This window comes from Campylobacter sp. RM16189, assembly GCF_012978815.1.
Classification (GTDB): Bacteria; Campylobacterota; Campylobacteria; order Campylobacterales; family Campylobacteraceae; genus Campylobacter_A.
The window spans coordinates 47,946-70,727 of sequence record NZ_LIWR01000007.1; the positions used below are offsets into that span (position 1 = coordinate 47,946).

The 22,782-nt window shown below is 35.4% G+C and carries 27 protein-coding genes; 22 read left to right on the forward strand and 5 right to left on the reverse strand.

Annotated elements, in window-relative coordinates; all coding sequences use genetic code 11:
• The first annotated feature begins 8 nt into the window (after positions 1 to 8).
• The 6 genes from CDOM16189_RS06415 (at position 9) to CDOM16189_RS06440 (ending at position 5,876) form a co-directional block, all read left to right on the forward strand.
• Complete coding sequence (locus CDOM16189_RS06415; RefSeq protein WP_169974913.1) at positions 9 to 1,334, forward strand: MotA/TolQ/ExbB proton channel family protein; 1,326 nt, start codon at positions 9 to 11, stop codon at positions 1,332 to 1,334.
• A complete protein-coding gene (locus CDOM16189_RS06420; protein WP_169974915.1) occupies positions 1,318 to 2,385 on the forward strand; it encodes an OmpA family protein in 1,068 nt (355 codons plus the stop codon). Before CDOM16189_RS06415 ends, CDOM16189_RS06420 begins: the two co-directional genes overlap by 17 nt.
• 40 nt (positions 2,386 to 2,425) lie before the next feature.
• Positions 2,426 to 3,226 (forward strand): 1-aminocyclopropane-1-carboxylate deaminase, encoded by an 801-nt coding sequence (locus CDOM16189_RS06425; RefSeq protein ID WP_169975104.1) that lies wholly within the window; start codon positions 2,426 to 2,428, stop codon positions 3,224 to 3,226.
• Complete coding sequence (gene hisD, locus CDOM16189_RS06430; RefSeq protein ID WP_169974917.1) at positions 3,223 to 4,530, forward strand: histidinol dehydrogenase; 1,308 nt, start codon at positions 3,223 to 3,225, stop codon at positions 4,528 to 4,530. The genes CDOM16189_RS06425 and hisD overlap by 4 nt, the downstream gene beginning before the upstream one ends.
• 50 nt (positions 4,531 to 4,580) lie before the next feature.
• On the forward strand, positions 4,581 to 5,333 hold the full coding sequence (locus CDOM16189_RS06435; protein ID WP_169974919.1) for a flagellin: 753 nt from the start codon (positions 4,581 to 4,583) through the stop codon (positions 5,331 to 5,333).
• 141 nt (positions 5,334 to 5,474) lie between these two features.
• The gene (locus CDOM16189_RS06440) at positions 5,475 to 5,876 is read left to right on the forward strand and encodes a DUF4156 domain-containing protein (protein ID WP_169974920.1); all 402 of its coding nucleotides are present in this window, start codon (positions 5,475 to 5,477) and stop codon (positions 5,874 to 5,876) included.
• A gap of 48 nt (positions 5,877 to 5,924) precedes the next feature.
• On the opposite strand, the gene dnaK is transcribed toward CDOM16189_RS06440, so the two are convergent.
• Genes dnaK through CDOM16189_RS06455 form a run of 3 tightly spaced genes read right to left on the reverse strand, consistent with a single transcriptional unit; the run spans position 5,925 to position 9,156 of the window.
• Positions 5,925 to 7,811, reverse strand: a complete 1,887-nt coding sequence (gene dnaK, locus CDOM16189_RS06445) for a molecular chaperone DnaK (protein WP_169974922.1) — start codon at positions 7,809 to 7,811, stop codon at positions 5,925 to 5,927.
• A gap of 35 nt (positions 7,812 to 7,846) precedes the next feature.
• Positions 7,847 to 8,371: a nucleotide exchange factor GrpE gene (gene grpE, locus CDOM16189_RS06450; RefSeq protein ID WP_169974924.1), complete on the reverse strand. Its 525-nt coding sequence runs from the start codon at positions 8,369 to 8,371 to the stop codon at positions 7,847 to 7,849.
• The gene (locus CDOM16189_RS06455; protein WP_169974926.1) at positions 8,368 to 9,156 is read right to left on the reverse strand and encodes an HrcA family transcriptional regulator; all 789 of its coding nucleotides are present in this window, start codon (positions 9,154 to 9,156) and stop codon (positions 8,368 to 8,370) included. The genes grpE and CDOM16189_RS06455 overlap by 4 nt, the downstream gene beginning before the upstream one ends.
• Positions 9,157 to 9,440: 284 nt before the next feature.
• On the opposite strand from CDOM16189_RS06455, the gene CDOM16189_RS06460 reads away from it, so the two are divergent.
• Positions 9,441 to 9,695 (forward strand): helix-turn-helix domain-containing protein, encoded by a 255-nt coding sequence (locus CDOM16189_RS06460; RefSeq protein WP_169974929.1) that lies wholly within the window; start codon positions 9,441 to 9,443, stop codon positions 9,693 to 9,695.
• Positions 9,688 to 9,882 carry a hypothetical protein gene (locus CDOM16189_RS06465; RefSeq protein WP_169974931.1) on the forward strand — a complete coding sequence of 65 codons (195 nt, stop codon included), beginning with the start codon at positions 9,688 to 9,690 and terminating at the stop codon, positions 9,880 to 9,882. The genes CDOM16189_RS06460 and CDOM16189_RS06465 overlap by 8 nt, the downstream gene beginning before the upstream one ends.
• A gap of 44 nt (positions 9,883 to 9,926) precedes the next feature.
• Here the strand turns inward: CDOM16189_RS06465 and rpsO are convergent, their stop codons facing one another.
• Entirely contained in the window at positions 9,927 to 10,199 is a 273-nt protein-coding gene (rpsO, locus tag CDOM16189_RS06470; protein WP_169974933.1) for a 30S ribosomal protein S15, read from the reverse strand.
• A gap of 144 nt (positions 10,200 to 10,343) precedes the next feature.
• Between rpsO and CDOM16189_RS06475 the strand changes: the two genes are divergently transcribed.
• The 7 genes from CDOM16189_RS06475 to CDOM16189_RS06505 are packed head-to-tail and all read left to right on the forward strand — an operon-like array spanning position 10,344 to position 15,816.
• Entirely contained in the window at positions 10,344 to 10,748 is a 405-nt protein-coding gene (locus CDOM16189_RS06475; protein WP_169974935.1) for an RrF2 family transcriptional regulator, read from the forward strand.
• A gap of 2 nt (positions 10,749 to 10,750) precedes the next feature.
• Positions 10,751 to 12,910, forward strand: a complete 2,160-nt coding sequence (flhA, locus tag CDOM16189_RS06480) for a flagellar biosynthesis protein FlhA (RefSeq protein ID WP_169974937.1) — start codon at positions 10,751 to 10,753, stop codon at positions 12,908 to 12,910.
• Positions 12,911 to 12,919: 9 nt separating this feature from the next.
• Positions 12,920 to 13,948 carry a DHH family phosphoesterase gene (locus tag CDOM16189_RS06485; protein ID WP_169974939.1) on the forward strand — a complete coding sequence of 343 codons (1,029 nt, stop codon included), beginning with the start codon at positions 12,920 to 12,922 and terminating at the stop codon, positions 13,946 to 13,948.
• A 2-nt stretch (positions 13,949 to 13,950) separates the two neighbouring features.
• Positions 13,951 to 14,178, forward strand: a complete 228-nt coding sequence (locus tag CDOM16189_RS06490; protein ID WP_169975106.1) for a hypothetical protein — start codon at positions 13,951 to 13,953, stop codon at positions 14,176 to 14,178.
• Positions 14,179 to 14,206: 28 nt separating this feature from the next.
• On the forward strand, positions 14,207 to 14,377 hold the full coding sequence (locus tag CDOM16189_RS06495; RefSeq protein ID WP_170000864.1) for a hypothetical protein: 171 nt from the start codon (positions 14,207 to 14,209) through the stop codon (positions 14,375 to 14,377).
• Positions 14,378 to 15,274, forward strand: a complete 897-nt coding sequence (gene cmoB, locus CDOM16189_RS06500; RefSeq protein WP_169974941.1) for a tRNA 5-methoxyuridine(34)/uridine 5-oxyacetic acid(34) synthase CmoB — start codon at positions 14,378 to 14,380, stop codon at positions 15,272 to 15,274.
• An 8-nt stretch (positions 15,275 to 15,282) separates the two neighbouring features.
• Positions 15,283 to 15,816 (forward strand): PaaI family thioesterase, encoded by a 534-nt coding sequence (locus CDOM16189_RS06505; RefSeq protein WP_169974943.1) that lies wholly within the window; start codon positions 15,283 to 15,285, stop codon positions 15,814 to 15,816.
• Positions 15,817 to 15,828: 12 nt separating this feature from the next.
• Here the strand turns inward: CDOM16189_RS06505 and CDOM16189_RS06510 are convergent, their stop codons facing one another.
• Positions 15,829 to 16,482: an MBL fold metallo-hydrolase gene (locus CDOM16189_RS06510; RefSeq protein WP_170000865.1), complete on the reverse strand. Its 654-nt coding sequence runs from the start codon at positions 16,480 to 16,482 to the stop codon at positions 15,829 to 15,831.
• Positions 16,483 to 16,606: 124 nt separating this feature from the next.
• Between CDOM16189_RS06510 and CDOM16189_RS06515 the strand changes: the two genes are divergently transcribed.
• Genes CDOM16189_RS06515 through kdsB form a run of 7 tightly spaced genes read left to right on the forward strand, consistent with a single transcriptional unit; the run spans position 16,607 to position 22,776 of the window.
• Complete coding sequence (locus CDOM16189_RS06515) at positions 16,607 to 17,371, forward strand: NAD+ synthase (RefSeq protein WP_169974947.1); 765 nt, start codon at positions 16,607 to 16,609, stop codon at positions 17,369 to 17,371.
• Between the two features lie 10 nt (positions 17,372 to 17,381).
• Positions 17,382 to 18,515 carry a DegT/DnrJ/EryC1/StrS family aminotransferase gene (locus CDOM16189_RS06520; protein WP_169974949.1) on the forward strand — a complete coding sequence of 378 codons (1,134 nt, stop codon included), beginning with the start codon at positions 17,382 to 17,384 and terminating at the stop codon, positions 18,513 to 18,515.
• On the forward strand, positions 18,508 to 19,419 hold the full coding sequence (locus tag CDOM16189_RS06525) for a tetraacyldisaccharide 4'-kinase (protein ID WP_169974951.1): 912 nt from the start codon (positions 18,508 to 18,510) through the stop codon (positions 19,417 to 19,419). The genes CDOM16189_RS06520 and CDOM16189_RS06525 overlap by 8 nt, the downstream gene beginning before the upstream one ends.
• 36 nt (positions 19,420 to 19,455) lie before the next feature.
• On the forward strand, positions 19,456 to 20,298 hold the full coding sequence (gene argB / locus CDOM16189_RS06530) for an acetylglutamate kinase (RefSeq protein WP_169974953.1): 843 nt from the start codon (positions 19,456 to 19,458) through the stop codon (positions 20,296 to 20,298).
• On the forward strand, positions 20,295 to 20,603 hold the full coding sequence (gene cutA / locus CDOM16189_RS06535) for a divalent-cation tolerance protein CutA (RefSeq protein WP_169974955.1): 309 nt from the start codon (positions 20,295 to 20,297) through the stop codon (positions 20,601 to 20,603). The genes argB and cutA overlap by 4 nt, the downstream gene beginning before the upstream one ends.
• Positions 20,600 to 22,066 carry a threonine synthase gene (thrC, locus tag CDOM16189_RS06540; protein WP_170000866.1) on the forward strand — a complete coding sequence of 489 codons (1,467 nt, stop codon included), beginning with the start codon at positions 20,600 to 20,602 and terminating at the stop codon, positions 22,064 to 22,066. Before cutA ends, thrC begins: the two co-directional genes overlap by 4 nt.
• Positions 22,063 to 22,776 (forward strand): 3-deoxy-manno-octulosonate cytidylyltransferase, encoded by a 714-nt coding sequence (gene kdsB, locus CDOM16189_RS06545; protein WP_170000867.1) that lies wholly within the window; start codon positions 22,063 to 22,065, stop codon positions 22,774 to 22,776. The genes thrC and kdsB overlap by 4 nt, the downstream gene beginning before the upstream one ends.
• Positions 22,777 to 22,782 lie beyond the last annotated feature (6 nt).

The window sequence follows — 22,782 nt, forward strand, 5'->3', positions numbered from 1 at the left end:
GGTTGTATATGGGTTTAAAAAACGATACCTTAGCCGAACTTGCTCTGCCTGAAGCGCAGAATAGAAAGTCGGCTCTGGTATATTTAAAAATAGTATTTTTGCCGATTGCTATATATGTTATTGTTCTTCTTGGTTATTTTAAAGTTATAGATTTTAAAGTGGGTCTTCATACTGTCATAATGATGGGTATAATACTTTTTATCGCTTTGATTTTTGCTAAAAACAGCGCCGAGCTTGCCTATTGTCACTTTGAGCAAAGTGGAGCTGATTTTAAGAGAAATTTAAAAGAGTATATTATCAAACATCTCTTGGTGATCGGAAAAGATACGAAGTCAAACGCTAGTTTCGATGATTTTGTAGAGTATTATACTAGAAATTTAAGAAATGAAAATTTTGCTTCAGTGGGTGCTGGCATCTTTCCTATGTTTGGAATTTTGGGAACATTTATAAGTATAGCTTTATCTATGCCTGAGTTTAACTCATCAAATACTATTGGGCTTGAAAAAGAGATTTCAATGCTTTTAAGTGGCGTTGCTACCGCATTTTATGTCTCAATTTACGGAATATTCTTAGCTCTTTGGTGGATATTTTTTGAAAAATACGGAATGAGTCGTTTTGAAATTTTAGTTAGAAGACAAAAGAATTCTACAAGTTCGTTTTTTTGGACTAAAGAAGAGATTGATAGAAGATTTTTGCAAGAAAATTTAAGCCATTTTGAAAAGATAGGTGTAATATTTGAGCATGTAAGCAATCAAGAATTTTTTGCAGAACTTAATAAGACTATAGATAATAAATTTAAAGTATTTAGCGATATTGTAAAAACAGAGGGAGATGCTGTAAAACTTAGCAGCGAACATATAAAACAGACCATGACAGCCCTTTTAAAATCCTCAAAAGATCAAAGGGATCTAGTTAAAATTCATGCCGAAATTTTAAATGTTATCAACAAATTTAATATCAATATCAAAGATATGCAGATGAAATTTTCAGAGCAGTATAATAAGCTTTATGATGTAGGAAATGAGCGCATATTAAAGCTTGAAAAAAGCGTTATAGATTTAGAAAATAATATTAAAAATTTCAACACCTCACTTAATACTTTTAGCGATGAGATATTGGAAAAACAAAAACAAGCTATGGATGGATTTAAGACTAGCCTAATAGAAGGAATGAGTGCTTTTAAAGAGGCTTTTAATGAAGAAAATATAGCCTATGATGACAATATAAATCTTATTAATGAGCTAAAACAGGATATTGACGAGCTTGATAAAGAAGCAAGTGAGATCTTGCAAACAATAGAAAAAGCAAGCATGTTAAATGAAGATAAGAAATAGCGAACAAAACGGAGATCAGACCTTTTGGGTATCTTATGCCGATTTAATGGCTGGGCTTATGTTTGTCTTTATGCTTATAATAGGAGCAGTTGTCGTTAAATATGTTTTAACCCAAAGCGATCTGATAAAACTTCAGTCAAATTTAAAAGAACAAGAGAGAAATATCACAATATCTCAAAATGAACTAAAACAACAAGAGAAGATAATACAAGAAATTTTTGTAAATTTAAATGCCGCAAAGAGTGAAAACAGAGAGCTTGTAGATATAAATCAGATAGTAAAAGAGCAGCTAGAAGCCACAAAGGCTCAAAAAGATAAACTCGAAAGTATAACCTCTTCCTATGAAAATAGGCTTGATGATGCAAATAAGACTATTTTAGATCTAAGTCTTGAACTTTCTAAAACATTGCAAACCCTAAATCAAAAAGAGATACAGATAAATGAGTTGTTGTCAAATTTAAAACTAGAAAATTCCAGATACTTTGCCTTGGAGTCTGATTATAACGATACTAAAAACAAGATAAAAAATATTAGCTTACTTCGCTCAAATGTAATATCGAATTTAAAAGATAAGCTTGGAAGTAAGGTAAATATAGATCCGGCATCCGGTGTAGTCGCACTTCCTGACTCTATACTTTTTGATACCGGCTCATACAAATTAAAAGAGAGCTCTAAAGAGCATCTAAAAGAGATATTGCAGAACTATTTTGAAGCTATTTTAAATAGTGAAGAGATATTAAAACATATAGATAAAATCGTTATAGAAGGACATACAAATTCTATAGGCAGCTATTTATATAACCTTGATCTATCTCAAAAAAGAGCTTATGAAGTGCTTCAGTTTATCTATTCTTGGAATAAAGATAAGAGACTTGAAGAGTATCTGATGGCAAGCGGGCGTAGTTTTAGCGATCTTGTTATTAAAGATGGTATGGAAGATGTCGAAGCTTCAAAAAGAATTGAGATTAAAATTTCATTTTCGGACAAAGAGGCTATGCAAGAGATAGAGAAGTTTTTGGAGCAACAAAATAGAAAATATTCACAAAATTAGCTTTAAGGGACTTCATTTTTATCTGCTTCGCGATGATCTGATAGGCGGAGAATTTAATGGAAATAAGGCCAGAAAACTTGAGTATTTTTTAAAAGCCGACTTAAGAGGTATCAAGAGAGTCGTAAGCTATGGTTCTAGCCAATCAAATGCGATGTATAGCTTAAGTTTATTTGCTAAAATAAAGGGGCTTGAGTTTTATTATGTGGTTTCAAGCTTAAACTCAAATTTAGCCGATAATCCGATCGGAAATTTTAAATTAGCACTTGAAAACGGAATGCAAATTTTTATAGATAAAGATCGAGAACAAAAGGCAAGAGAGCTAGCAAGTAGCAAAGACTCTTTGCTTATAAACGAAGGAGTGTGGCAAAAAGAGGCCGAAATGGGCTTTATCTCTCAAGCCAAAGAGATTGAGTCTTGGGCCAATAAACACTCTAAAATTTTTGATATTTTTTTGCCATCTGGCACCGGAACTAGTGCAGCATTTTTAGCTAAGCATATTAAATTTGATGTATTTACTTGTCCTTGTGTAGGAGACGTAAAATACCTAAAAAGCGAGATTTTGGCTCTAGATGCTAATTCAAAGGTTGAAATTTTAAATCCTCATAAAAAATATCACTATGGGGATTTAAAATTTGAGCTTTATGAAATTTGGCAAGAAATTTTAAAAGAAACAGGCATAGAGTTTGATCTAATCTATGATCCTGTAGGGCTTTTGACACTTTTTGCAAATTTGGATAGATTTAAAAATGAAATTTTATATATCCATCAAGGTGGAATTTTAGGTAATATTAGTCAAAAAATAAGATATGAAAGAAAGATAAAAATGAGGGAGATAAGATGAAATTTTTACTTACAACAGATACTGATTTTAGAGAGAAATTTGATAAGCTGGTAAATAGGTCTAATATGGATATGAGTCATGTTATGCCGGTGGTTTCTGGAATTTTAAATGATGTTAAAAAAGAAGGAGACAGGGCGCTTTTTGAGCAGATTTCTAAATTTGATCGCTGGAATCCTAACGAAAGTAACTTTAAAATAAGTCCAGTAGATATGCAAAACGCTTATGATAATATTGACGATTCGCTAAGAGCGGCGTTAAACTTAGCCTATGATCGCATTAAGGCTTATCATGAAAAAAGCATACCTAAGACTTGGACCAAAAGAGATAGTGTCGATGTGCTTCTTGGCGCAAAATACACCCCTATTGATAGGGCCGGGCTCTACATCCCTGGTGGCAAGGCAGCATATCCTAGCTCGCTTCTTATGAATGCAATTCCTGCTATAGTAGCTGGCGTAAAAGAGATAGTTGTTTGCACTCCTGCAGTTGAAGGAAAAGTAAACAAGCTACTTTTGGCAGCTATGCACGTATGCGGTATAAAAGAGGCATTTAAAGTAGGCGGTGCGAGCGCTGTTGCGGCTATGGCGTATGGCACAAATTTAATTAAAAAAGTAGATGTAATCACAGGGCCTGGTAATATCTATGTGGCAACTGCTAAAAAGCTTGTATATGGAGATGTCAATATAGATATGATAGCTGGACCAAGCGAGATAGGCGTAATAGCAGATGAGAGCGCAAATGCTCGCCATATAGCTATAGACATGCTATCTCAGGCCGAACATGATGAGCTTGCAAGTGCATTTTTAATTACTCCAAATCAAGCTTTTGCAACCAAGGTTCAAGAGCATATAAATGGGGAATTAAAGAGTCTTGAAAGGCGCGAAATAGCTGGAGCAAGTATAAAAAATAAAAGTGCAATAATAGTAGCAAAAGATATAAACGAGTGTGTGTCTCTTATGAATGAGCTTGCGGTAGAGCACTTGGAAATTGCTACAAATAATGCTCTTGAGATTATGAATGATATTAAGCATGCAGGGGCTATATTTTTAGGGCACTTTACTCCTGAAGCCATGGGGGATTATCTGGCTGGACCAAACCATACTCTTCCTACGGGTGGAAGTGCTAGATTTTACTCTCCTCTTGGGGTTGAAAATTTTATGAAAAAAACTTCTATTATCTCTGTTGGATCTAAAGGCATAAGCGAATTAGGGCTTGCCTGCATGAGGTTTGCGGAAGCAGAGGGACTGACAGCTCATAAGCGCTCTGTGGAAGTAAGGTATAATGAGATAAAAGGTTCTTGTATATAAGAAATTTATAAGATAATTTGTATAATGTGCAAAATTTAAAGGAATTTGATATGAAACTAGCAGGATACAGTGCAAATTTAAACAATCACTATCTCGAACAGGCTAAAAATAGTAGCGATAAAGCGTTAAAGAATATAGCTGCCGAGCGTTCTATAAGTGGCATAGATAGTGCTAATTTAATAATAGCTGATAATTTAAAAACTCAAAGCTCTGTACTAGAGCAGGGTATTGCAAATGCAAATGACGCTATAGCGATGCTTCAAATCGCGGATAGCACTCTTGCAAATATCACAAAGAGCGCAGATAGGATAAACGAGCTATCCGTGTCTTTTAATAATGCCGCTTTAAATAGCGACCAAAGAAGAATGATAAGAAGTGAGGCTACAGCTTTAGTAAAATCTATGAACGATAGTCTTTCTCAAGCAAGCTTTAACGGAAAGAATATCTTTAGTGGTGAGATGAACTTTTTAACTGAAAACGGCATGCAAGGGCTAAATTTATCATCCATTAACTCATCTGATATTGATGTGGCTAATCAAGATAGCATACATAAATTTATATCCAATGTAAATTCACTACGCGCAGAGATTGGATCAATTCAAAACGCAATGATTTCTGGCATAAATTCTAGTTTAACTAAAAATGTAGCGCTTAAATCAAGTGAAAATAATATGCTAAATAATGATATGGCTAAAAATATAAATGACCTAAATAGCAATAATTTAAAACTAAATGCGTCCATTATGGCTCAAGCGCATAACAACGTAAATTTACAAAATCAAGTCACTAGACTGCTTGGATAGAATTAAATTTTTATGGAGAGATACACTCTCCTTTCTTAATTTTTTATTCTTAAAAATATTAAAATTAAACAATTTTTTAATTTTAAATGAATATAATCTTTTTTTAATTATAATTTAGTAATATTTTTTAAGGAATAATGAATGGCAAAATTTAAATATACTTTTACTGTATGTTTAACTATTTTATTGGCAGGTTGTGGTGGTGTAGCATTTTTACCAAAGCCATTGGCGCAAGATGCAAGAGGTATTGCGCTTGTGGATGGTACTCCGTATAATTGTAAGACGCTTGGCGAAATAGAAGGTAGTGATGAAGTTGCAGGACGAGTTGGTGCAACTTATAATACTTTAAGAAAAGGTGCCTATAACGATCTTAGAAATGAAGCAGTTGCAGTTGCTGGTAATGGCAAGCGAATAACACTTAGAATTTTGAATGAGGTCGCAATTTGTGGATACGGGAATAGTCTTTATTATTGTGATAAGGCAAATTTACCAATCCATAGTTTTAAAATTAAAGCACAAATTTTTGAGTGCGGAGAGAAGTAAAATATAATAGGGATGGAAGATTATTGTAATCGCCATCCCTTTTGAGCTTTATTCTACTTCGGCGTCTATTACGTCGTCATCTTTCTTTTTATTTTTAGAAGTTGCATCAGCATTTGCATTAGCGTTATCATCTTTTTTATACATAGCTTCCGCTAGTTTATGGCTTGCCTCGCTTAGAGCTTTTACTTTTGCATCTATCTGTTCTTTTGAAGCACTCTCATCTTTTAAAGTCTCTTTTAGCTCGTTTAGAGCTTTTTCTATATTAGCCTTATCGTCAGCAGGAATCTTGTCCCCTAGCTCACTTAGGCTCTTTTCTGTTTGATGTGCCAAGCTGTCCGCTTGATTTCTAGCTTCCACAGCTTCTTTACGTTTTTTATCATCTTCTTTATGAAGCTCAGCATCTTTTACCATCTTGTTTATCTCGTCATCGCTTAGACCGCTTGAGCCTGAGATAGTGATGTTTTGCGCTTTGCCTGTTGCCTTATCTTTTGCGGAAACAGTTAAAATTCCGTTTGCATCTATGTCAAATTCTACCTCTATTTGAGGTACTCCGCGAGGTGCTGGCGGGATGCCCTCTAGATTAAATTGACCCAGTGATTTATTGTCTCTAGCGAAGTCTCTTTCGCCTTGTAATACATGTATTGTAACCGCGCTTTGATTATCTTCTGCAGTTGAGAACACTTGGTTTTTCTTAACAGGTATGGTTGTGCCTTTTTCTATAATTTTTGTCATCACGCCGCCAAGTGTTTCGATACCAAGGCTTAGCGGAGTAACGTCAAGAAGCAATACGTCTTTTACGTCGCCTTTGATAACCGCACCTTGTATCGCCGCACCTATGGCAACCACTTCATCAGGATTTACGGATTTATTTAGCTCTTTGCCGAAAGCCTTTTTAACCTCTTCTTGAACTAACGGCACGCGCGTAGAACCACCAACCATAACGATCTCTTTTACCTCAGATTTATCTAGCCCTGCCTCTTTTACAACCTCGTTTATCTTAGATATGGTCTCTCCTACCAAATCTTCTATCATAGACTCAAATTTTGCACGAGTTAGCTTTTTAACAAGGTGCTTAGGACCTGTCGCATCAGCCGTGATAAATGGTAAATTTATCTCTGTTTCTTGAGCGGAGCTAAGCTCTTTTTTGGCGTTTTCTGCAGCTTCTTTTAGTCTTTGAAGCGCCATTACATCGCCTTTTAGATCGATTCCGTTTTCTTTTTTGAACTCGTCAGCCAACCAATCTATCAAGCGATTATCAAAGTCATCGCCTCCCAAGAACGCATTACCGCCTGTTGAAAGAACCTCTACTACATTATCTCCAGTTTCAAGAACGGTTACGTCAAAAGTACCGCCACCAAGGTCGTATACTACTATCTTTTCTGCTTCTTTCTTATCAAGTCCGTAGGCAAGAGCCGCTGCAGTTGGTTCGTTGATTATACGAAGTACGTTTAATCCGGCTATGGTTCCAGCCTCTTTGGTAGCCTTTCTTTGGCTATCGTTAAAGTACGCAGGCACTGTAATAACCGCATCTATAACCTTTTCGCCAAGGTAAGCTTCGGCATCCTCTTTTAACTTCATCAAAACTTTAGCCGAAATTTCTTGAGGAGTATATACCTTGCCGGCTATTTCGATAGCGCAGGCACCATTTCTATCAACTACATGATAAGGAAGCCTTGTTTTAGCCTCTTTTGCAGCATCTTCATTACTCATTAAGCCCATTATTCTTTTTATAGAATAAATTGTTTTCTCAGGGTTTGTAACCGCTTGACGTTTAGCGCTATCGCCTACTAAAACTTCACCTTTATCGGTAAAAGCGACAACAGAAGGAGTTGTGTTTTTGCCCTCTTTGTTTTGTATTACCTTACTCTCTCCTCGCTCGTAAACACTCACACAAGAGTTTGTTGTACCAAGGTCGATTCCTATAACTTTTCCCATTTTCTATCCTTTTGTTTAAATTTTATTTCTTAAATTTATTTAGCTATCGTAACCATGGCAGGGCGCAATACTCTGCCATTTATCATGTAGCCTTTTTGTATAACTTGCACTATCGCACCACTATCATGCCCATCGCTTTCTACTTGAAGCATTGCATTATGCACATTAGGATCAAATTCACAATCCGTACTAATGGCTGTTATCCCGTTTTTCTCGAAAGATTTTCTAAACTGATCTATTGTTATATTTATTCCATCTTTTATTTTTTGTGCAAATTCATCTCCTTCCGGATCAAAATTTACAGCCATCTCCAACGCATCAATTACAGGCAAGAGATCTCTGGCAAATTTCTCATTAGCGTAGTTTGCTAGGTCTATTTTCTCTTTTTCAAAGCGTTTTTTTATATTTTCAAAATCCGCATTGGCCCTATAATACTTATCTGTTAGCTCATCAATCTGTTTTTGCAGTTCAAGATTTTTTAAGCTATCACTGCCGAAGCTAATACTCTCGTCACTTCCTTCGGCAGGTATTAGATCTTCCGCTTTTATCTCTTCATTCATGCCACATCCTTTATTTGGTTAAAAAATTTTTCATAATCTGCATAAACACTGCCTGCGCATATCATCTTGGCTTCTTTATCAAGATAATTAACCTTGCATTTTATGCCTATAAAACTTTCTTCAAAAAGTGGAGAAAATGTCAAATTTGAAGCCATCAGATGTTCAAAGCTGGGATCTAAAATCATCCTAAATCTCTCGTCCTTAAACATATTAAAGGCTACACCCTCATTCTCCTGAAAGTAAATTTTCGTTCTCTTTAACTCCTTTATCTTATTTTTAAGCTCATTTAAACCAACTTGCATAGAGATCTGCTCAAGTTTGTTTAGGCTTGCTCCAATTAGATTGTTTAGAAATTTTTCAACCCTTGGATCAAATTTTAAGACAATCTCGTCATAGTTAAAATTTAAAATTAAAAATTTGTCGTTTACTCTCAAAATTTCTTCTAAATTTTGCTCTCTATCGCCATAAATCATGCAATAAATTTCCATGCTGTCAACAAGCATCTTTAAAAATCTCTCATTATGTATCAAAAATTCATCTTTGAAATTTAAGTGACTCTGCCAGTAAGCATTCATTGTCGATGTCGTAGGAATTCTGCCTCCACTGATGTGAAATTGTGTTATTGCACCTTCGTCAGATAGTTTTTTAAAATATACTCTGATCGTAGAAGCAGGAATTGATACTGACATACGAGAACCAAGCTCGCTAGAACCTATCGGAGAGTTATCGCTCAAATAGGCTTGAATGATTGATTCAAGTATTAAATCTCTTTTGCTTATTTTCATATATTAGCACTCTTTTATTTTAATTGCTAAGTGCATTATACAACATTGAGTGTATAAATGTCAAGTGATAAAATTAAAGAAAATTATTTAGATAATCTTAGTCTAATAGACTAAGCTATATTTTGTGGTTTTAATACAAATTTTATATAAATATATACGTAATTACGTATAAAATAATTTATTAAAAGTATAAATACTACTATTAAAATTATATTTTATCTATATTAATGCTATTTAAACAATATTTTATGTATATTTAATAATAAATATCGTATAATTATTAAATGGTAGAGATAAGCGATATTTTTAATTTATTGCATAATGCTGTTGAATCAAAAAATATGGGCAAGAAGATTTCTCAAGCTCAGATGGCTAAAAATCTTGGAATATCCATGAGAACATATCAAGATTGGAGACTTGGAGTATCTAAACCTCAAGCTGCTATTGCAGTATGTCAACTTTTATGCGAGCTTGATGATGAAGATTTGCTATATACGATAAAAAAGATAAAAAAACTTATAGGAAGAACTGATGGATAGATTAACACAAAAAGAGCGAGCAGCGCTTGAAGATGTTTTTACAGCTATTTATGCAGATAGAGAGTCTAAAATTAGTAGTTTTTATAGAGTTTTTTATAAAAAGATAATCCTAAATACTAAAAATTTTACTTCTAAGATAAATTATAAAGTTTTTAAATTTAAAAATATAAGTTTAAAAAGAAAGTAGTTTTAGGAAAAAAAATAAAGAGCCCTATTTAAAAGGGCTCGTGATTACTTATCTCTTAGATTTAGCTCAGCTATTAGTTTTGAGTATGCTGTATAATCTTTTTCTTTAAGATATTTTAAAAGACGTTTTCTGCGACCTACTAATTTAAGTAAGCCAAGGCGTGAGGAGAAGTCTTTTTTGTAAATTTTTAAATGCTCTGTAAGCTCCGCAATTCTTGCAGTAAGAAGAGCTATTTGAACCTCAGGCGAACCTGTATCGTTCTCTTTTCTAGCGAATTTCGCAACAATTTCTGCTTTTTTAGCCGAATCCAAAGCCATGATGACCTCCTGATTGGTGAAATTAAAAACCCGATTATATCATAAAATTTAAAAATTTAATCAAAATTGCTCAAATTTTAATTTTAATCAAATTTGCAGATAAAATTTTATAAAATACCAAGAAAACTACATAAGGAGAACTTTTTGCTTTTTACAAAAGCCAGTGAATACGCTATGCTATCACTTATCTATATTTCACAAAAGAGCTCTCCCGTGGATGTAGATACGATGTCAAACGAGCTTGGAATTTCAAAGAGCTTTTTGGCAAAAATTTTACAAAGTCTTGCAAAAGAAGGTGTTTTGATTTCGTTTAAGGGGGCAAACGGAGGATTTTTATTAGCTGATGTGCCTGAAAATATCAGTATAAAAAAAATTATTGAGAGCGCCGAAAAGAGAAAGACGGCAGTGTTTGAATGCTCTATATCTCATGATGATTGCCCTACTAATAAGGGTGCTATATGTCAAATTTGGTCTACTTTTAATGCCTTGCAGATTCAGCTTGATGATTTTTTAGATGCTATAAAACTATCAGATATTATTAAGAAGTAGTATTGGCTAAACAAAAGCGTAATATTTTAACACTGGTGGCACCTTTTTTAGAGCCTATTATTAGATTAAGGGGCTTGGTTATAGTAGCGGTTATAGTTGCTATACTTGCTATTATAATAGTACCTTTGCCACCGGCTATTCTTGACTTTTTTCTTGCGCTTTCGATATCTATTTCTGTGCTTATTATATTAATTTCGGTATATGTACCAAAACCTACCGATTTAAGCACCTTTCCTACGCTCATACTGATAATAACCCTTTTTAGATTATCGTTAAATATAGCTACTACTCGTATGATTTTAAGCGAGGGACACAATGGTCCGGATGCGGTAAGCGAGATAATATCAAGCTTTGGACAGTTTGTTGTAGGCGGAAACTATGTAATCGGGGTAATTGTATTTTGCATCTTGGTTATTATAAATTTTATGGTTGTAACTAAGGGATCAACCCGTGTTTCAGAGGTTCAAGCCCGCTTTACTCTTGATGCGATGCCCGGTAAGCAGATGGCGATAGATGCCGATCTAAACGCGGGATTGATTGATGAAAAAACCGCAAGAGAGCGCCGCGAAGCCATTATAGCGGAAGCAAATTTTTACGGTGCGATGGACGGTTCGTCTAAATTTATAAAAGGCGATGCGGTAGCCGGTATTATTATTACTATTATAAATATAGTTGGCGGATTTTTGATAGGCTCATTTCAGCATGGACTTGATATGACTAGCGCAGCTCAGATGTATACTATTTTAACTATAGGAGATGGGCTTGTTAGTCAAATTCCAGGCCTTATTACCTCTACTGCAACCGCTATAATCATTACAAGAGCGAGCAAGGATGAAGAGAATTTCGCAGAAGGTGTGCTAACTCAGCTTTTAAGCGAGTATAAAACTCTTTTGATAGTTGGATTTATACTTTTTGTCTTTGCCTTAGTGCCCGGGCTTCCAACTCTTTCGCTCGGGTTTATGGGGCTTTTGTTTTTAGGAATTGGCTATATAATGAAAGAGACGAAAGAGGGCAAATTGTTTACGACTCAAGCTAAAAAAACAGAAGAGCAAGTCCAAAATGAAGCAAAGGCTCAAGCTCAAAAAATTCCTAAAAAAAGCGATGAAGAGATAGCTAGAGAAGAAGAAGCCAAGATAAATGATATATTAAAACTTGAAATTTTAGAGCTTGATCTTGGGTATGGATTATTAAAACTAGCGGATAACGATCTGATAGAGAGAATTAGAGCGATGAGAAGAAATATCGCGACTCAGCTTGGATTTTTGATGCCAAAGATTAGAATTCGCGATAATTTGCAACTTCCTCCAAATGAGTATCGTTTCAAGCTTAAGGGCGTAGTGATAGGTCAGGGTGAAATTTATGCGGATAAATTTCTTGCCATGGACAGCGGACTGGTAAGCGATAGTATACAAGGAATAGCTACTAAAGAGCCTGCGTTTGGTCTTGATGCGTTATGGATAGACTCAAACGTAAAAGAAGATGCGATTTTAAGCGGATACACTATAGTTGATCCTGCAAGCGTAATTTCAACTCACATGAGTGAGCTTATAAAACAAAATGCAGCAGAGCTCCTTACTCGTCAAGAGGTTCAAAATCTGCTTGATAAACTTAAAAAAGATTATCCTATAATAGTTGAAGATACTTTAAGGATTGCTCCAATAGGGCTAGTCCAAAAGGTCTTAAAAATACTTTTAAAAGATAGCATTCCAATTAAGGATATGCTAAGTATCCTAGAGGCGCTTAGCGATATTGCCGAAGTGAGTAAAAATATGGATATGATAATAGAGCATGTTCGTGCAAGTCTTTCTCGCGTTATTACATCTTTATATGTTGACGAAAATGGACAGCTTAGATTTTATATCCTTGAGACAGCCTCCCAGCAAAAGCTTCTTGACGCCGTGCAGTATAAAGATGGCGTATATCATCTGATGATAAATGTGGCTCAAACTTCCGCTATCGTGCAGGCTCTTCGTGATGCAAGAACCAAGCGTCCGATATCAGAATATGGCCCAATGGTTCTTTGTGTAGAGCCAAGTTTGAGAAAATTTATAGCAGATATATGCACAAATTTTGGTATCGATATCGTGGTATTAAGCTTTGCTGAGGTATCTGCAAACACACCTTTTGAAACTGTCGGTACTATTGAAATTGAAAATTTATAAAGGAAAAATATGCAAATTTACCACTTGTCGCATACCGATTTAGACGGATATGGCGCACAAACAATAACAAATCACTATTTTAAAGATATAAAATTTTATAATTCAAATTATGGTAAAGAGATAGATGAAAAATTTAGTGAAATTTTATCAAATTTAGGCGATGAAAAATCCTTAATATTAATAACGGATCTAAATTTAACTCTTGCTCAATGTGAAGAGTTTGAAAAGTCTTTAGTGAGTAAAAATGCTAAACTTATACTGCTTGATCATCACCAAAGCGGAGCCGAATGCGCTAGCAAATTTGACTGGTATTTTCTGGATAGCTCAAGATGTGCCACAAAGATAACTCATGATTTTTTCTCCGCTATTTATGGAGTGGATGAGAGGCTTAAAAAATTTAGCGATGTAGTAAATGCTGTCGATATTTGGCTAAAAGACGATAAAGATTTTGAGATGGGTAAGGTTTGTCTAGGTCTTATAGCAAATGCAAAAGAGATAAACAAGGTGATGTTTGAGGAACAGAGCACCAAATATATGTTTTATCTGATTGAAAGGGCGCGCGAGTTTTTTAACGGTAAAAACGACTATATAGGGCTTGATGAGGCTGTTTTTAAATTTAAAAAAGATTTTTTTAGAAACCAAAAAGATGATACGCTAAGTAACCTAATATCGGATTATGTTGTAAATCTACTCACTAAAAACAGAGAGAGATTTGAGATAAAATATAATGAATTCAGAGGAATTTTAACTTATAATATCGGAAATACGTCCGTTATCGGAAACGACTTTTTGGTGGAGAATAACGATATTGACTTTTTTATCGATGTTACTAGCAAAAAAACGCTTAGTTTTCGTGCAAACGGAAAGGTTGACGTAAGCCAAATGGCTAAGAATTTAGTCGGCGGAGGCGGACATGTAAATGCCAGCGGAGGGATGTTTGCCGGCTTTAAAGATAGCTTTAATTATGAGAATATTAAGGCTCAGATGGTAGATCTGATAACTAAAAAAACTTTAGAAAAAGAACAAAAGGAGATATGATGATGAGGGAAGAAGAGCTAAGTATAGACGAGCTAAGCTATGAGCTTTCTGTGATGCTTGAGGGCATGCTTTATTATGCTGGAGTTAAAAAAGATAAGCTTCAAGATGCGGCAGAGACCTATATAGAGAGTATAGAGGAGGCTCTTGAGGGAAGCGATGCAGAGGGTGTTGACGAGGTGATAGAGGTGATAGAGTATATGAAGAAAAAACACTCTAAATTTTTTAAATAACGTCTTAAATTATGATAAAATCAGGGCTATGAAACAAATTTTACTTTTGATAATGATGCTATTTTTTTTAAACGGATGTATTTTTGTTAATGAGCGTGGAATATCTACTAATTATTACAATGACTGTAAAGAGTATTATGACGCCACCGGTACCTACCGCAAAGATTGTCCAAAAAATTTAATTGATTGGTCTAAATAAATGGTTGATTTGCAGAGCATTAGAGCTGTGAAATTGAAAGAGCTTGAAGGAAAGGCTTACGCACCCATTATAAAAGAGATTTCAGAGCTTGCGCCTTGTGAAAGCATTGTAAAATTTGCAGATGCTGTTGAAATAGATACAAATTTAAACCAAGAAGAGCGAGAAAAGATACTGCAAACGGCTTTAAATTTACGCTCTTGGCGCAAAGGACCTTTTAGGATAGATGATACATTTATCGATGCTGAGTGGAGAAGCTTTATTAAGTTTAATATCTTAAAGCCGTATCTTGATTTAGAGGGCAAAGTCGTAGGTGATATAGGCTGCAATAACGGATATTATCTCTTTAAAATGTTGCCATTTGGCACCAAGAAGCTAGTGGGCTTTGATCCTGGCATTATGACATTTTTACAGTTTAAATTTATAAATCACTTTGTGCGCTCCAATATATCTTATGAGTTGCTTGGAGTTGAGCATCTGCCATATTATGAACATAAATTTGATACCTTATTCTGTCTTGGTGTGATCTATCATAGAAGCGATCCTGTAAAAATGCTAAAGGATCTAAAGCTATCTTTAAATCCGAGCGGAGAGCTGTTTTTGGATACGATGTATATAGATATGGATGGAGATTTTGCGCTTACTCCAAAGCAGACATATTCTAAAATTTCAAATATATATTTCGTTCCTACGATTAGTGCGCTCATAAACTGGTGCGAGCGTGCAAATTTTAAGGATATAAAAATTTTAGCTACTAAAGAGACAGACTTTAAAGAGCAGAGAAAGACCGAGTGGATATTGGGACAAAGTCTTGAAAATTTTCTTGATCTAAATAATCCAAAGCTAACTATAGAGGGCTACCCCGCTCCAAGACGTGTCTATTTGAAACTAAAAATTTAAGGGATAATATGAGTGATAATATTTTTGATGATAGTATGCAAGAGAGTGTGATTTTGCCTGAGGATGAAAATCCATTTCGCAATGAGCTTAAAACTTCTCCGCATATCAATTTAAGTTTAAGCGGCAGTGTAGTAGCCTTAGGTCCAAATCACGCTAAGACCAATTTTTTCGCGACTAACGAGATGGTGTGTGATGCACAGGGGCTTATACATGGAGGATTTGTTTTTTCTGCGGCTAGTTATGCTGCGCTTGCCTCTATCAACGAGACTTATAGTGTGATGATAGGGGCTAAAATTCACTTCTATGCTCCGACTATGGTCAATGAGATGATAGAATTTGATGCGCATGCACATTTTGGAGAGAGTAAAAAACGAGAGGTTAGAGTTATTGGAAAAACTAAAGATATAAAGGTTTTTGAAGGAACTTTCCAAGTGGTTGTTTTGGAAGATCATATATTAAAAATTTATAAAGAAAATATACAAAAACAAGCTACAACAAGACGTGCCGAAGAAAGAGCTAAAGAGACCAGTCTAAAAAATTAAGATATAAATAGCTTAATAATTTAACTTTGTCGTATAATTTAACTCACTAATACCCCCCCCATCAATCATATCAATCCAATAGCCCATATTTTTTTGTTCGTATTTTAGAGTAGTTTTCTCACCATGACCGGGGTATAAAATAAAATCTCCATCTATTTTCATGCATCTTTCAAGGCTTAACTTCATACTATGTTTTTCTGAAAAAGGAAAATCGTATCTTCCTATTGAATCCATAAATATAAAATCGCCACTAAAGATCGCATCGTCTACTTTTATCATACAAGTTCCCGGAGTATGACCCGGAAAGTGTAAAAAAGTAACATCAAAATCTCCTATTTTGAAATGCACATCTTCAAATTTTGCTCCACCTATACCTATAGCATCATCTACAGTTTTGTATCCATACCTAAAAACGTCATTTTCTAACATAAATTTATCTTCTTTATGAATAAATACATCAATATTAAAAAATTTTTTTAAGCCAAAGTTTGAAAAAATATGATCAAAATGTCCATGAGTGTTAAGAATCGCAACAGGATTAGCTGCATTTTTAATAACAAATTCGTATGCTGATTCACCCGGATCTATAATCAGATCGAGTCCGTTTTTTGACACTATATAGCAGTTTGTCTGATATTTGCCACAAGTGTTACATATTATTTTCATATAGTTCTCTTTAAAAAAAATTATGACTCATATTTTATAATTTTTAACCTTAAAAGAAATTTTTTCTTAAAATTTAGTATAATATTAATTGAAAAATTAAAGTTAAAGTGTTTAAAAAATAAAAATGGTCGCGGATTATAGCAGAATTACTATTAAATTACAAGACTTTTTAGTGAATTATTTAAAGACAAGTGGCGCAAGTAACTTTTTGGTGGGTGTTAGCGGAGGACTTGATTCCGCTGTGGTTTTGACTCTTTGTGCACTAGCTAAGCCAAAAAATACCCATGCCCTGATAATGCCAACTAAATTTTCAAGTAAAAACAATCTAAATGATGCTTTAAATCTTTGCAAAAGGCTAAAAGTAAATTACAAAATAATATATATAGAACCTATAATTCAGAGCTTTGTAGATCAAATTTCAGAGGATATATCAAAGATAAGAATGGGAAATTTAACAGCAAGGGTTAGAATGTGCCTTCTTTATGATTATTCTGCCAGCATTAATGCCATAGTAGTAGGCACTAGTAACAAGAGTGAGAGGATGCTGGGTTATGGAACGATATATGGTGATATGGCATATGCACTTAATCCTATAGGAGAGCTTTTTAAGACTGAGATTTTTGAATTTGCTAGATTTTTAAATATAGATGATAGTATAATAAGCAAAGCACCTTCTGCCGATTTTTGGGAGAATCAAAGTGATGAAGCTGACATAGGATATAGCTATGATCAGATTGATATGGTATTAAAAGAGATATGTTTAAAGAAAAATAAGGAAGATTTGCGTAAAATTTTTGATGAAAAGTTGGTTGACACCGTATTTTCTAGAATGAGAGCAAATGAATTTAAACTTAAAATGCCGCCAATTGCGGATTTGAATATTAACTAAGGAGTTGCGTATGGAGGAGATTACTTTTTATAAGCCATCAATAGATGAGCAGGAAATAGAGGCTATTAAAGAGGCTTTTAAAGAGAGCGGTGTTTCTATAGTTAAAAAGCTTGAAGATAGAATAAAAAATTATTTTAACGTTAAGCATGCTATCGCTACAAATAATTCAGCCGCCGCACATCATCTCGCTCTTTGCTCAATGGATTTAAAAAGAGGGGATAAAGTAATATGCTCTGTAAACTCCATACCAAGCGTTGCTCAAGCTGTTAGACACTTTGATGCCGAGCCTATATTCGTAGATATTAACGAGGATGATTTTAATATAAATCCAAATTCTTTAAGAGAGGTGTTAAAGGTTCACCATCATAAAAAATTAAAAGGAATTTTTGTCAATCATGTGGCGGGTCAAGCGTCCGATATGGACGAGATGTATAAGATTGCCCAAGAGTATGATGTAAAGGTTTTTGATGATGTAGGAAAAGGGGCAGGGTTAAGGTATAATGATCAAAAAATAGGCTCTATAGAAAAATCTACAATATCTTGCTTTTGCATATATTCTAGGCTAGTAAACCCTATAGGGACTGCCGGATTTTTATTGACAAACAATGATGATATAGCAAGTCGCGCCAGACTTCTTAGAAATCATGCGATAGTAGATGGTATAGATAAAGATGGAAATTTAGGATATATCTATGATGTTGTAGATATTGGTGTAAAATATGATATAACGGCGCTTTGCGCAGCATATTCTATGGCTCAGTTTGACAAAAACGATAAATTTATAAAAAGACGTCAGGAGATAGCAGCCATATATGATAAAGAGCTAGTTGACTGCCCTCATATAAAGACACCTATTAAAAAAAGAGACCATGTTTATGTTCAATATATAATAAAAGTTGATAAAAATCGCGATAGTTTTGCTAAAGAGATGCTTGAAAACGGCATTCATACAGCATTACACTATGTTCCTATACATCTTTTAAGCTACTATAAAAATAAATACGCTCTTAAGGTTAATGCTTATCCAAATGCCTTAAAATCTTATCAGCAGATACTTTCTTTACCTATTTATAACGCATTAAAAGATGAAGAGGTTTATAGGGTTTGCGAGACTATAAAAGAGATAGCTAAGCACCGTGTTTAAGAGGTTTGCGCATAGTTTTGCGCAGCGGTATTTTTATAGCCCGAATTTGCCCTGCAAACTCGTTGCCATACTGCTTTTGCCTATTAGTTTGCTCTACCTTGTCGTTGTTTGGCTCAAATTTAAGCTTGCTTCCAAGAAAGATTTTCATATACCGATAATAAGCATCGGAAATTTAACCCTAGGCGGAAGCGGAAAAACTCCTCTTTGTATGGCTATAGCAAACGAATTTGAGGGCGGTTTTATCATCCTTAGAGGATATAAGCGCGCCTCAAAAGGGCTTAAAAAAATTTGCATAAACGGCGAAATTCTAACCGATGTCAAAACAAGCGGCGATGAGGCGATGGAGTATGCAAAAAGCGTTAAAAACGCAAATGTCATCGTAAGCGAAAACCGCGATGAAGCCATAAATTTAGCTCGCAGTCTTAAAGCCAGATACGTCTTGCTTGATGACGGCTTTTCTAAATTTCACATCAAAAAACTTAACATCCTCATTAAGCCCTCGCACGAGCCATATTTTGATTTCGTTATACCAAGCGGTGCTTATAGATATCCTAAGAGCTTTTATAAATTTGCAGACCGTATCGTGCAAGAAGGAGTTGATTTCACTCGAGAAAGCGAAATTATTAACCCAAGCGATAGGATGGTTTTAGTTACCGCCATAGCAAATCCAGCAAGACTTAGCCCGTTTTATGAAAAGTGCATAGGGCGAGAGTTCTTTGAGGATCATCATAGCTTTACCAAAGGCGAGCTTGAAGCGATTTTAAAGCGTTATAAAGCCACTTCGCTACTAGTTACTAAAAAAGATTTCGTAAAGATAGAGGAATTTGGCTTGCCGATATCTCTAATCACTCTTAAAACGACTCTTTCAAGCGATTTTAAAGAGCTTATCAAAGCTACTCTCTAGGCAAAATTTGCTATAATCGCCCAAAAAGGATCAAATTTGCAAAAAAATATCAAAACAGCCGAAATTATCGTATCCGCACTCCCGTATATACAAAAATTTAGAGATAAAATTTTCGTCATCAAATATGGTGGCGCAGCGCAAATAGACGAAAAGCTAAAAAACGACTTCGCGCGCGATATAGCCTTACTGCATTTAGTAGGCATAAAAGTGGTGATCGTGCACGGCGGAGGCAAAAAGATAAACTCCATGCTTGAAAAACTTGATATCAAAAGCGAATTTGTAGACGGACTAAGAGTGACCGATGAAGCGACGATGGAAGTAGTCGAGATGGTGTTAAGCGGGCTAATAAACAAAGAGATAACCGCTCTTTTAAACAAGCATGGCGCAAAAGCCATAGGCATAAGCGGCAAGGATGCTAATATGCTAAATGCGGTCAAGTCAGATAGCGGCAAATACGGCTTTGTGGGCGATATCACCGATGTAGATGAAAATATCGTGCTAAATTTGCTCAAAGAGGGCTTTGTGCCCGTTATCGCGCCTATCGCAACCGATAAAAACGCAAACAGCTACAACATCAACGCCGATCTTTGCGCAAGCGCGATAGCATGCAAACTAAAAGCCGAAAAGATAATGTTTTTAACGGATACGGCAGGAATTTTAGACGGAGAAAAAAATCTTATAAGCAAGCTTGATGAAGCAAGCATAAATGAGCTTAAAAACTCAGGCGTAATAAGCGGAGGCATGATACCAAAAGTAGATGCCGCACTTGCTTGCGTAAAAAGCGGAGTTAAAAACTCACATATCATAGACGGCAGACTGCCCCACTCCATACTTCTTGAGCTATTTACCGATGACGGAATAGGAACGATGATAAGATGAAATTTGTGATAACTTCCTGCGATAAAAAAGGCGCAAAAAAACTTTCAAAAAAACTCATAAAGCGTAAATTCGCAGCTTGTGTAAGCGTGATAAAAGCTAAAAGTACCTATGTATGGGAAGGGGAAATTTGCTGCGAAAAAGAGAGAATTTTACTCATAAAAACGGATAAAAAATTTAAAAAAATAAGCAAATTTATAAAATCCAACCACAGCTACGAGCTTCCTGAAATCGCACTTATAAAAGCTGACGGTGCGCTTAAAAAATACGCAAAATGGGTTAGAAAATCGACAAAAGGCAAAAAATGAAACTTCACCAAACAAGAGCCAATGAAAATGAAAATTTAAACGCGGTAAATTTTAGCGAGGCGCTGCTTGCTCCAAGCTCGGCTTATGGCGGACTTTATGCTCCGCTTAAGCTGCCTAAGCTGGATGATGAATTTTTCGCGCAAGCACAGGAGTTAAATTACGAGCAAATCGCGCTTGAGATCATTAAAAAATTTGAATTTGACGTTAAAAACGATGTCTTTGAAAAAGCCCTTAAAAGATATCTGAAATTTGACAAGCCAAACGAGCCCGTTCAGATAAGAAAAATCGGCGAAAATTTATACATAAACGAGCTTTATCACGGACCTACACGCGCTTTTAAGGATATGGCGCTTCAGCCGTTTGGAGTTATATTAAGTGAGCTTGCTAAGAACAAGGGCGAAAACTACCTCATAATGTGCGCTACAAGCGGAGATACGGGTCCTGCTACGCTTGAAACATTTAGCGATGTGCCAAATATAAAAGTAGTCTGCCTCTACCCAAAAGACGGCACAAGCGAGGTTCAGCGCCTTCAAATGATAAACGCAAGCGCTAAAAATTTAAAAGTTATCGGCATAGAAGGCAACTTCGACGATGCACAAAGAGCGCTTAAAACGCTTTTGGCTAGCGAAAATTTCAAAACAGCCCTAAAAGAACTTGGAGTATCTCTAAGCGCTGCAAATTCGGTAAATTTCGGGCGAATTTTATTTCAGATCATATATCACGTCTACGCTTATGTATATCTGCTAAAAACAGGTATTTTAAACGCGCAAGAGAGTTTTGACATCATAGTACCAAGCGGAAATTTCGGCAATGCGCTTGGAGCATACTACGCTAAAAAAATGGGCGCAAAAATAGACAAAATCAAAATCGTCTCAAACGCAAACAATATCTTAACCGAATTTTTTACCACCGGCGTTTATGATCTTAGGGGCAAAACTCTTGTAAAAACCATAAGCCCGGCTATGGATATATTGATCTCGTCAAACGTCGAGAGATTGCTTTTTGATAAATTTGGAGCAGTTAGAACAAAAGAGCTTATGCAAAATTTATCTCAAAACGGCTTTTATAGCCTAAATTCAAGTGAGTTAGAAGAGCTTAAAAAAGATTTTGAGGCTGATTTTTGCAGCGATGAAGAGTGCGAAGAGATAATTAAAGAACAAGCAAGCAAAGGCGTCATAATTGATCCTCACACAGCCACTTGCTTTAAGATGAGCTCGAATTTAACTCGTCCAAATGTGATAACCTCTACCGCTCACTGGGTAAAATTTGCGCCAAGTATGTTTAAAGCGTGTAAAAACGAGGAGTTAAAAGACGAAAGATTAGGGCTTGAAGCCTTGGCAAAAGAGTTTAGCGATATCGTCCCAGAGTCGATAAAATCGCTATTTAGCTCACAAGCCGTCCACACGGATATCGCAAAACAAGATGAGATAGAGGAAAAAATTCTAAACTGGATAAAAAGATGATAGTTATACCCGCTCGCCTTGCTTCAACGAGGTTTCATAACAAAATTTTAGAGCCCATAAACGGCGTGCCGATGTTTATCGCGACTGCAAAAAGAGTGCAAAATGTAGATGAAATTTTAATCGCAGTTGATGATGAAGAGGTGCTTGAGATAGCTAAAAAGCATGGATTTAAGGCGGTTATGACAAGCAAAGATCATCAAAGCGGAACAGACCGCATAAATGAAGCGGTTAAAATTTTAAAACTGAGTGAAGATGAAATCATCATAAACGTTCAAGCCGATGAGCCTTTCATAGAGCCTGAAAATATCGCCAAATTTAAGAAATTTTGCCAGGAAAATAGCCAAAAAGCCTTTATGTTTTCATGCTATAAGAGTGTTGGCGATGAAAATGCCGATGATAAAAATTTAGTTAAAGTAGTAACCGATAAAGACGGCTTTGCGCTGTATTTTTCTCGCTCGCGCATACCGTTTAACCGCTCGGAATGCAAAACCTATAAAGCCCACCTTGGCATATACGGATACAGTGTAAAAGCGCTTAACGAGTTTTGCGGCTTTGAAGCATCTTTTCTTGAAAATATAGAAAAACTTGAGCAGCTACGAGCCCTTGAAAACGGCAAAAAGATTGCAATGCTTGAAGTTAAAAGCGACAGCATAGGAATAGACTGCAAAGAGGATTTAAAAAGAGCCTTAGATAAATTCTGCGATAAATAATCTTGC

Coding starts and splice junctions, on each gene's coding strand:
- CDOM16189_RS06415 (WP_169974913.1), top strand. CDS start 9: ATGGGTTTAAAAAACGATACCTTAGCCGAACTTGCTCTGCCTGAAGCG.
- CDOM16189_RS06420 (WP_169974915.1), top strand. CDS start 1,318: ATGAAGATAAGAAATAGCGAACAAAACGGAGATCAGACCTTTTGGGTA.
- hisD (WP_169974917.1), top strand. CDS start 3,223: ATGAAATTTTTACTTACAACAGATACTGATTTTAGAGAGAAATTTGAT.
- CDOM16189_RS06435 (WP_169974919.1), top strand. CDS start 4,581: ATGAAACTAGCAGGATACAGTGCAAATTTAAACAATCACTATCTCGAA.
- CDOM16189_RS06440 (WP_169974920.1), top strand. CDS start 5,475: ATGGCAAAATTTAAATATACTTTTACTGTATGTTTAACTATTTTATTG.
- dnaK (WP_169974922.1), bottom strand. CDS start 7,811: ATGGGAAAAGTTATAGGAATCGACCTTGGTACAACAAACTCTTGTGTG.
- grpE (WP_169974924.1), bottom strand. CDS start 8,371: ATGAATGAAGAGATAAAAGCGGAAGATCTAATACCTGCCGAAGGAAGT.
- CDOM16189_RS06455 (WP_169974926.1), bottom strand. CDS start 9,156: ATGAAAATAAGCAAAAGAGATTTAATACTTGAATCAATCATTCAAGCC.
- CDOM16189_RS06460 (WP_169974929.1), top strand. CDS start 9,441: ATGGTAGAGATAAGCGATATTTTTAATTTATTGCATAATGCTGTTGAA.
- CDOM16189_RS06465 (WP_169974931.1), top strand. CDS start 9,688: ATGGATAGATTAACACAAAAAGAGCGAGCAGCGCTTGAAGATGTTTTT.
- rpsO (WP_169974933.1), bottom strand. CDS start 10,199: ATGGCTTTGGATTCGGCTAAAAAAGCAGAAATTGTTGCGAAATTCGCT.
- CDOM16189_RS06485 (WP_169974939.1), top strand. CDS start 12,920: ATGCAAATTTACCACTTGTCGCATACCGATTTAGACGGATATGGCGCA.
- CDOM16189_RS06490 (WP_169975106.1), top strand. CDS start 13,951: ATGAGGGAAGAAGAGCTAAGTATAGACGAGCTAAGCTATGAGCTTTCT.
- CDOM16189_RS06495 (WP_170000864.1), top strand. CDS start 14,207: ATGAAACAAATTTTACTTTTGATAATGATGCTATTTTTTTTAAACGGA.
- cmoB (WP_169974941.1), top strand. CDS start 14,378: ATGGTTGATTTGCAGAGCATTAGAGCTGTGAAATTGAAAGAGCTTGAA.
- CDOM16189_RS06505 (WP_169974943.1), top strand. CDS start 15,283: ATGAGTGATAATATTTTTGATGATAGTATGCAAGAGAGTGTGATTTTG.
- CDOM16189_RS06510 (WP_170000865.1), bottom strand. CDS start 16,482: ATGAAAATAATATGTAACACTTGTGGCAAATATCAGACAAACTGCTAT.
- CDOM16189_RS06515 (WP_169974947.1), top strand. CDS start 16,607: ATGGTCGCGGATTATAGCAGAATTACTATTAAATTACAAGACTTTTTA.
- CDOM16189_RS06520 (WP_169974949.1), top strand. CDS start 17,382: ATGGAGGAGATTACTTTTTATAAGCCATCAATAGATGAGCAGGAAATA.
- cutA (WP_169974955.1), top strand. CDS start 20,295: ATGAAATTTGTGATAACTTCCTGCGATAAAAAAGGCGCAAAAAAACTT.
- thrC (WP_170000866.1), top strand. CDS start 20,600: ATGAAACTTCACCAAACAAGAGCCAATGAAAATGAAAATTTAAACGCG.
- kdsB (WP_170000867.1), top strand. CDS start 22,063: ATGATAGTTATACCCGCTCGCCTTGCTTCAACGAGGTTTCATAACAAA.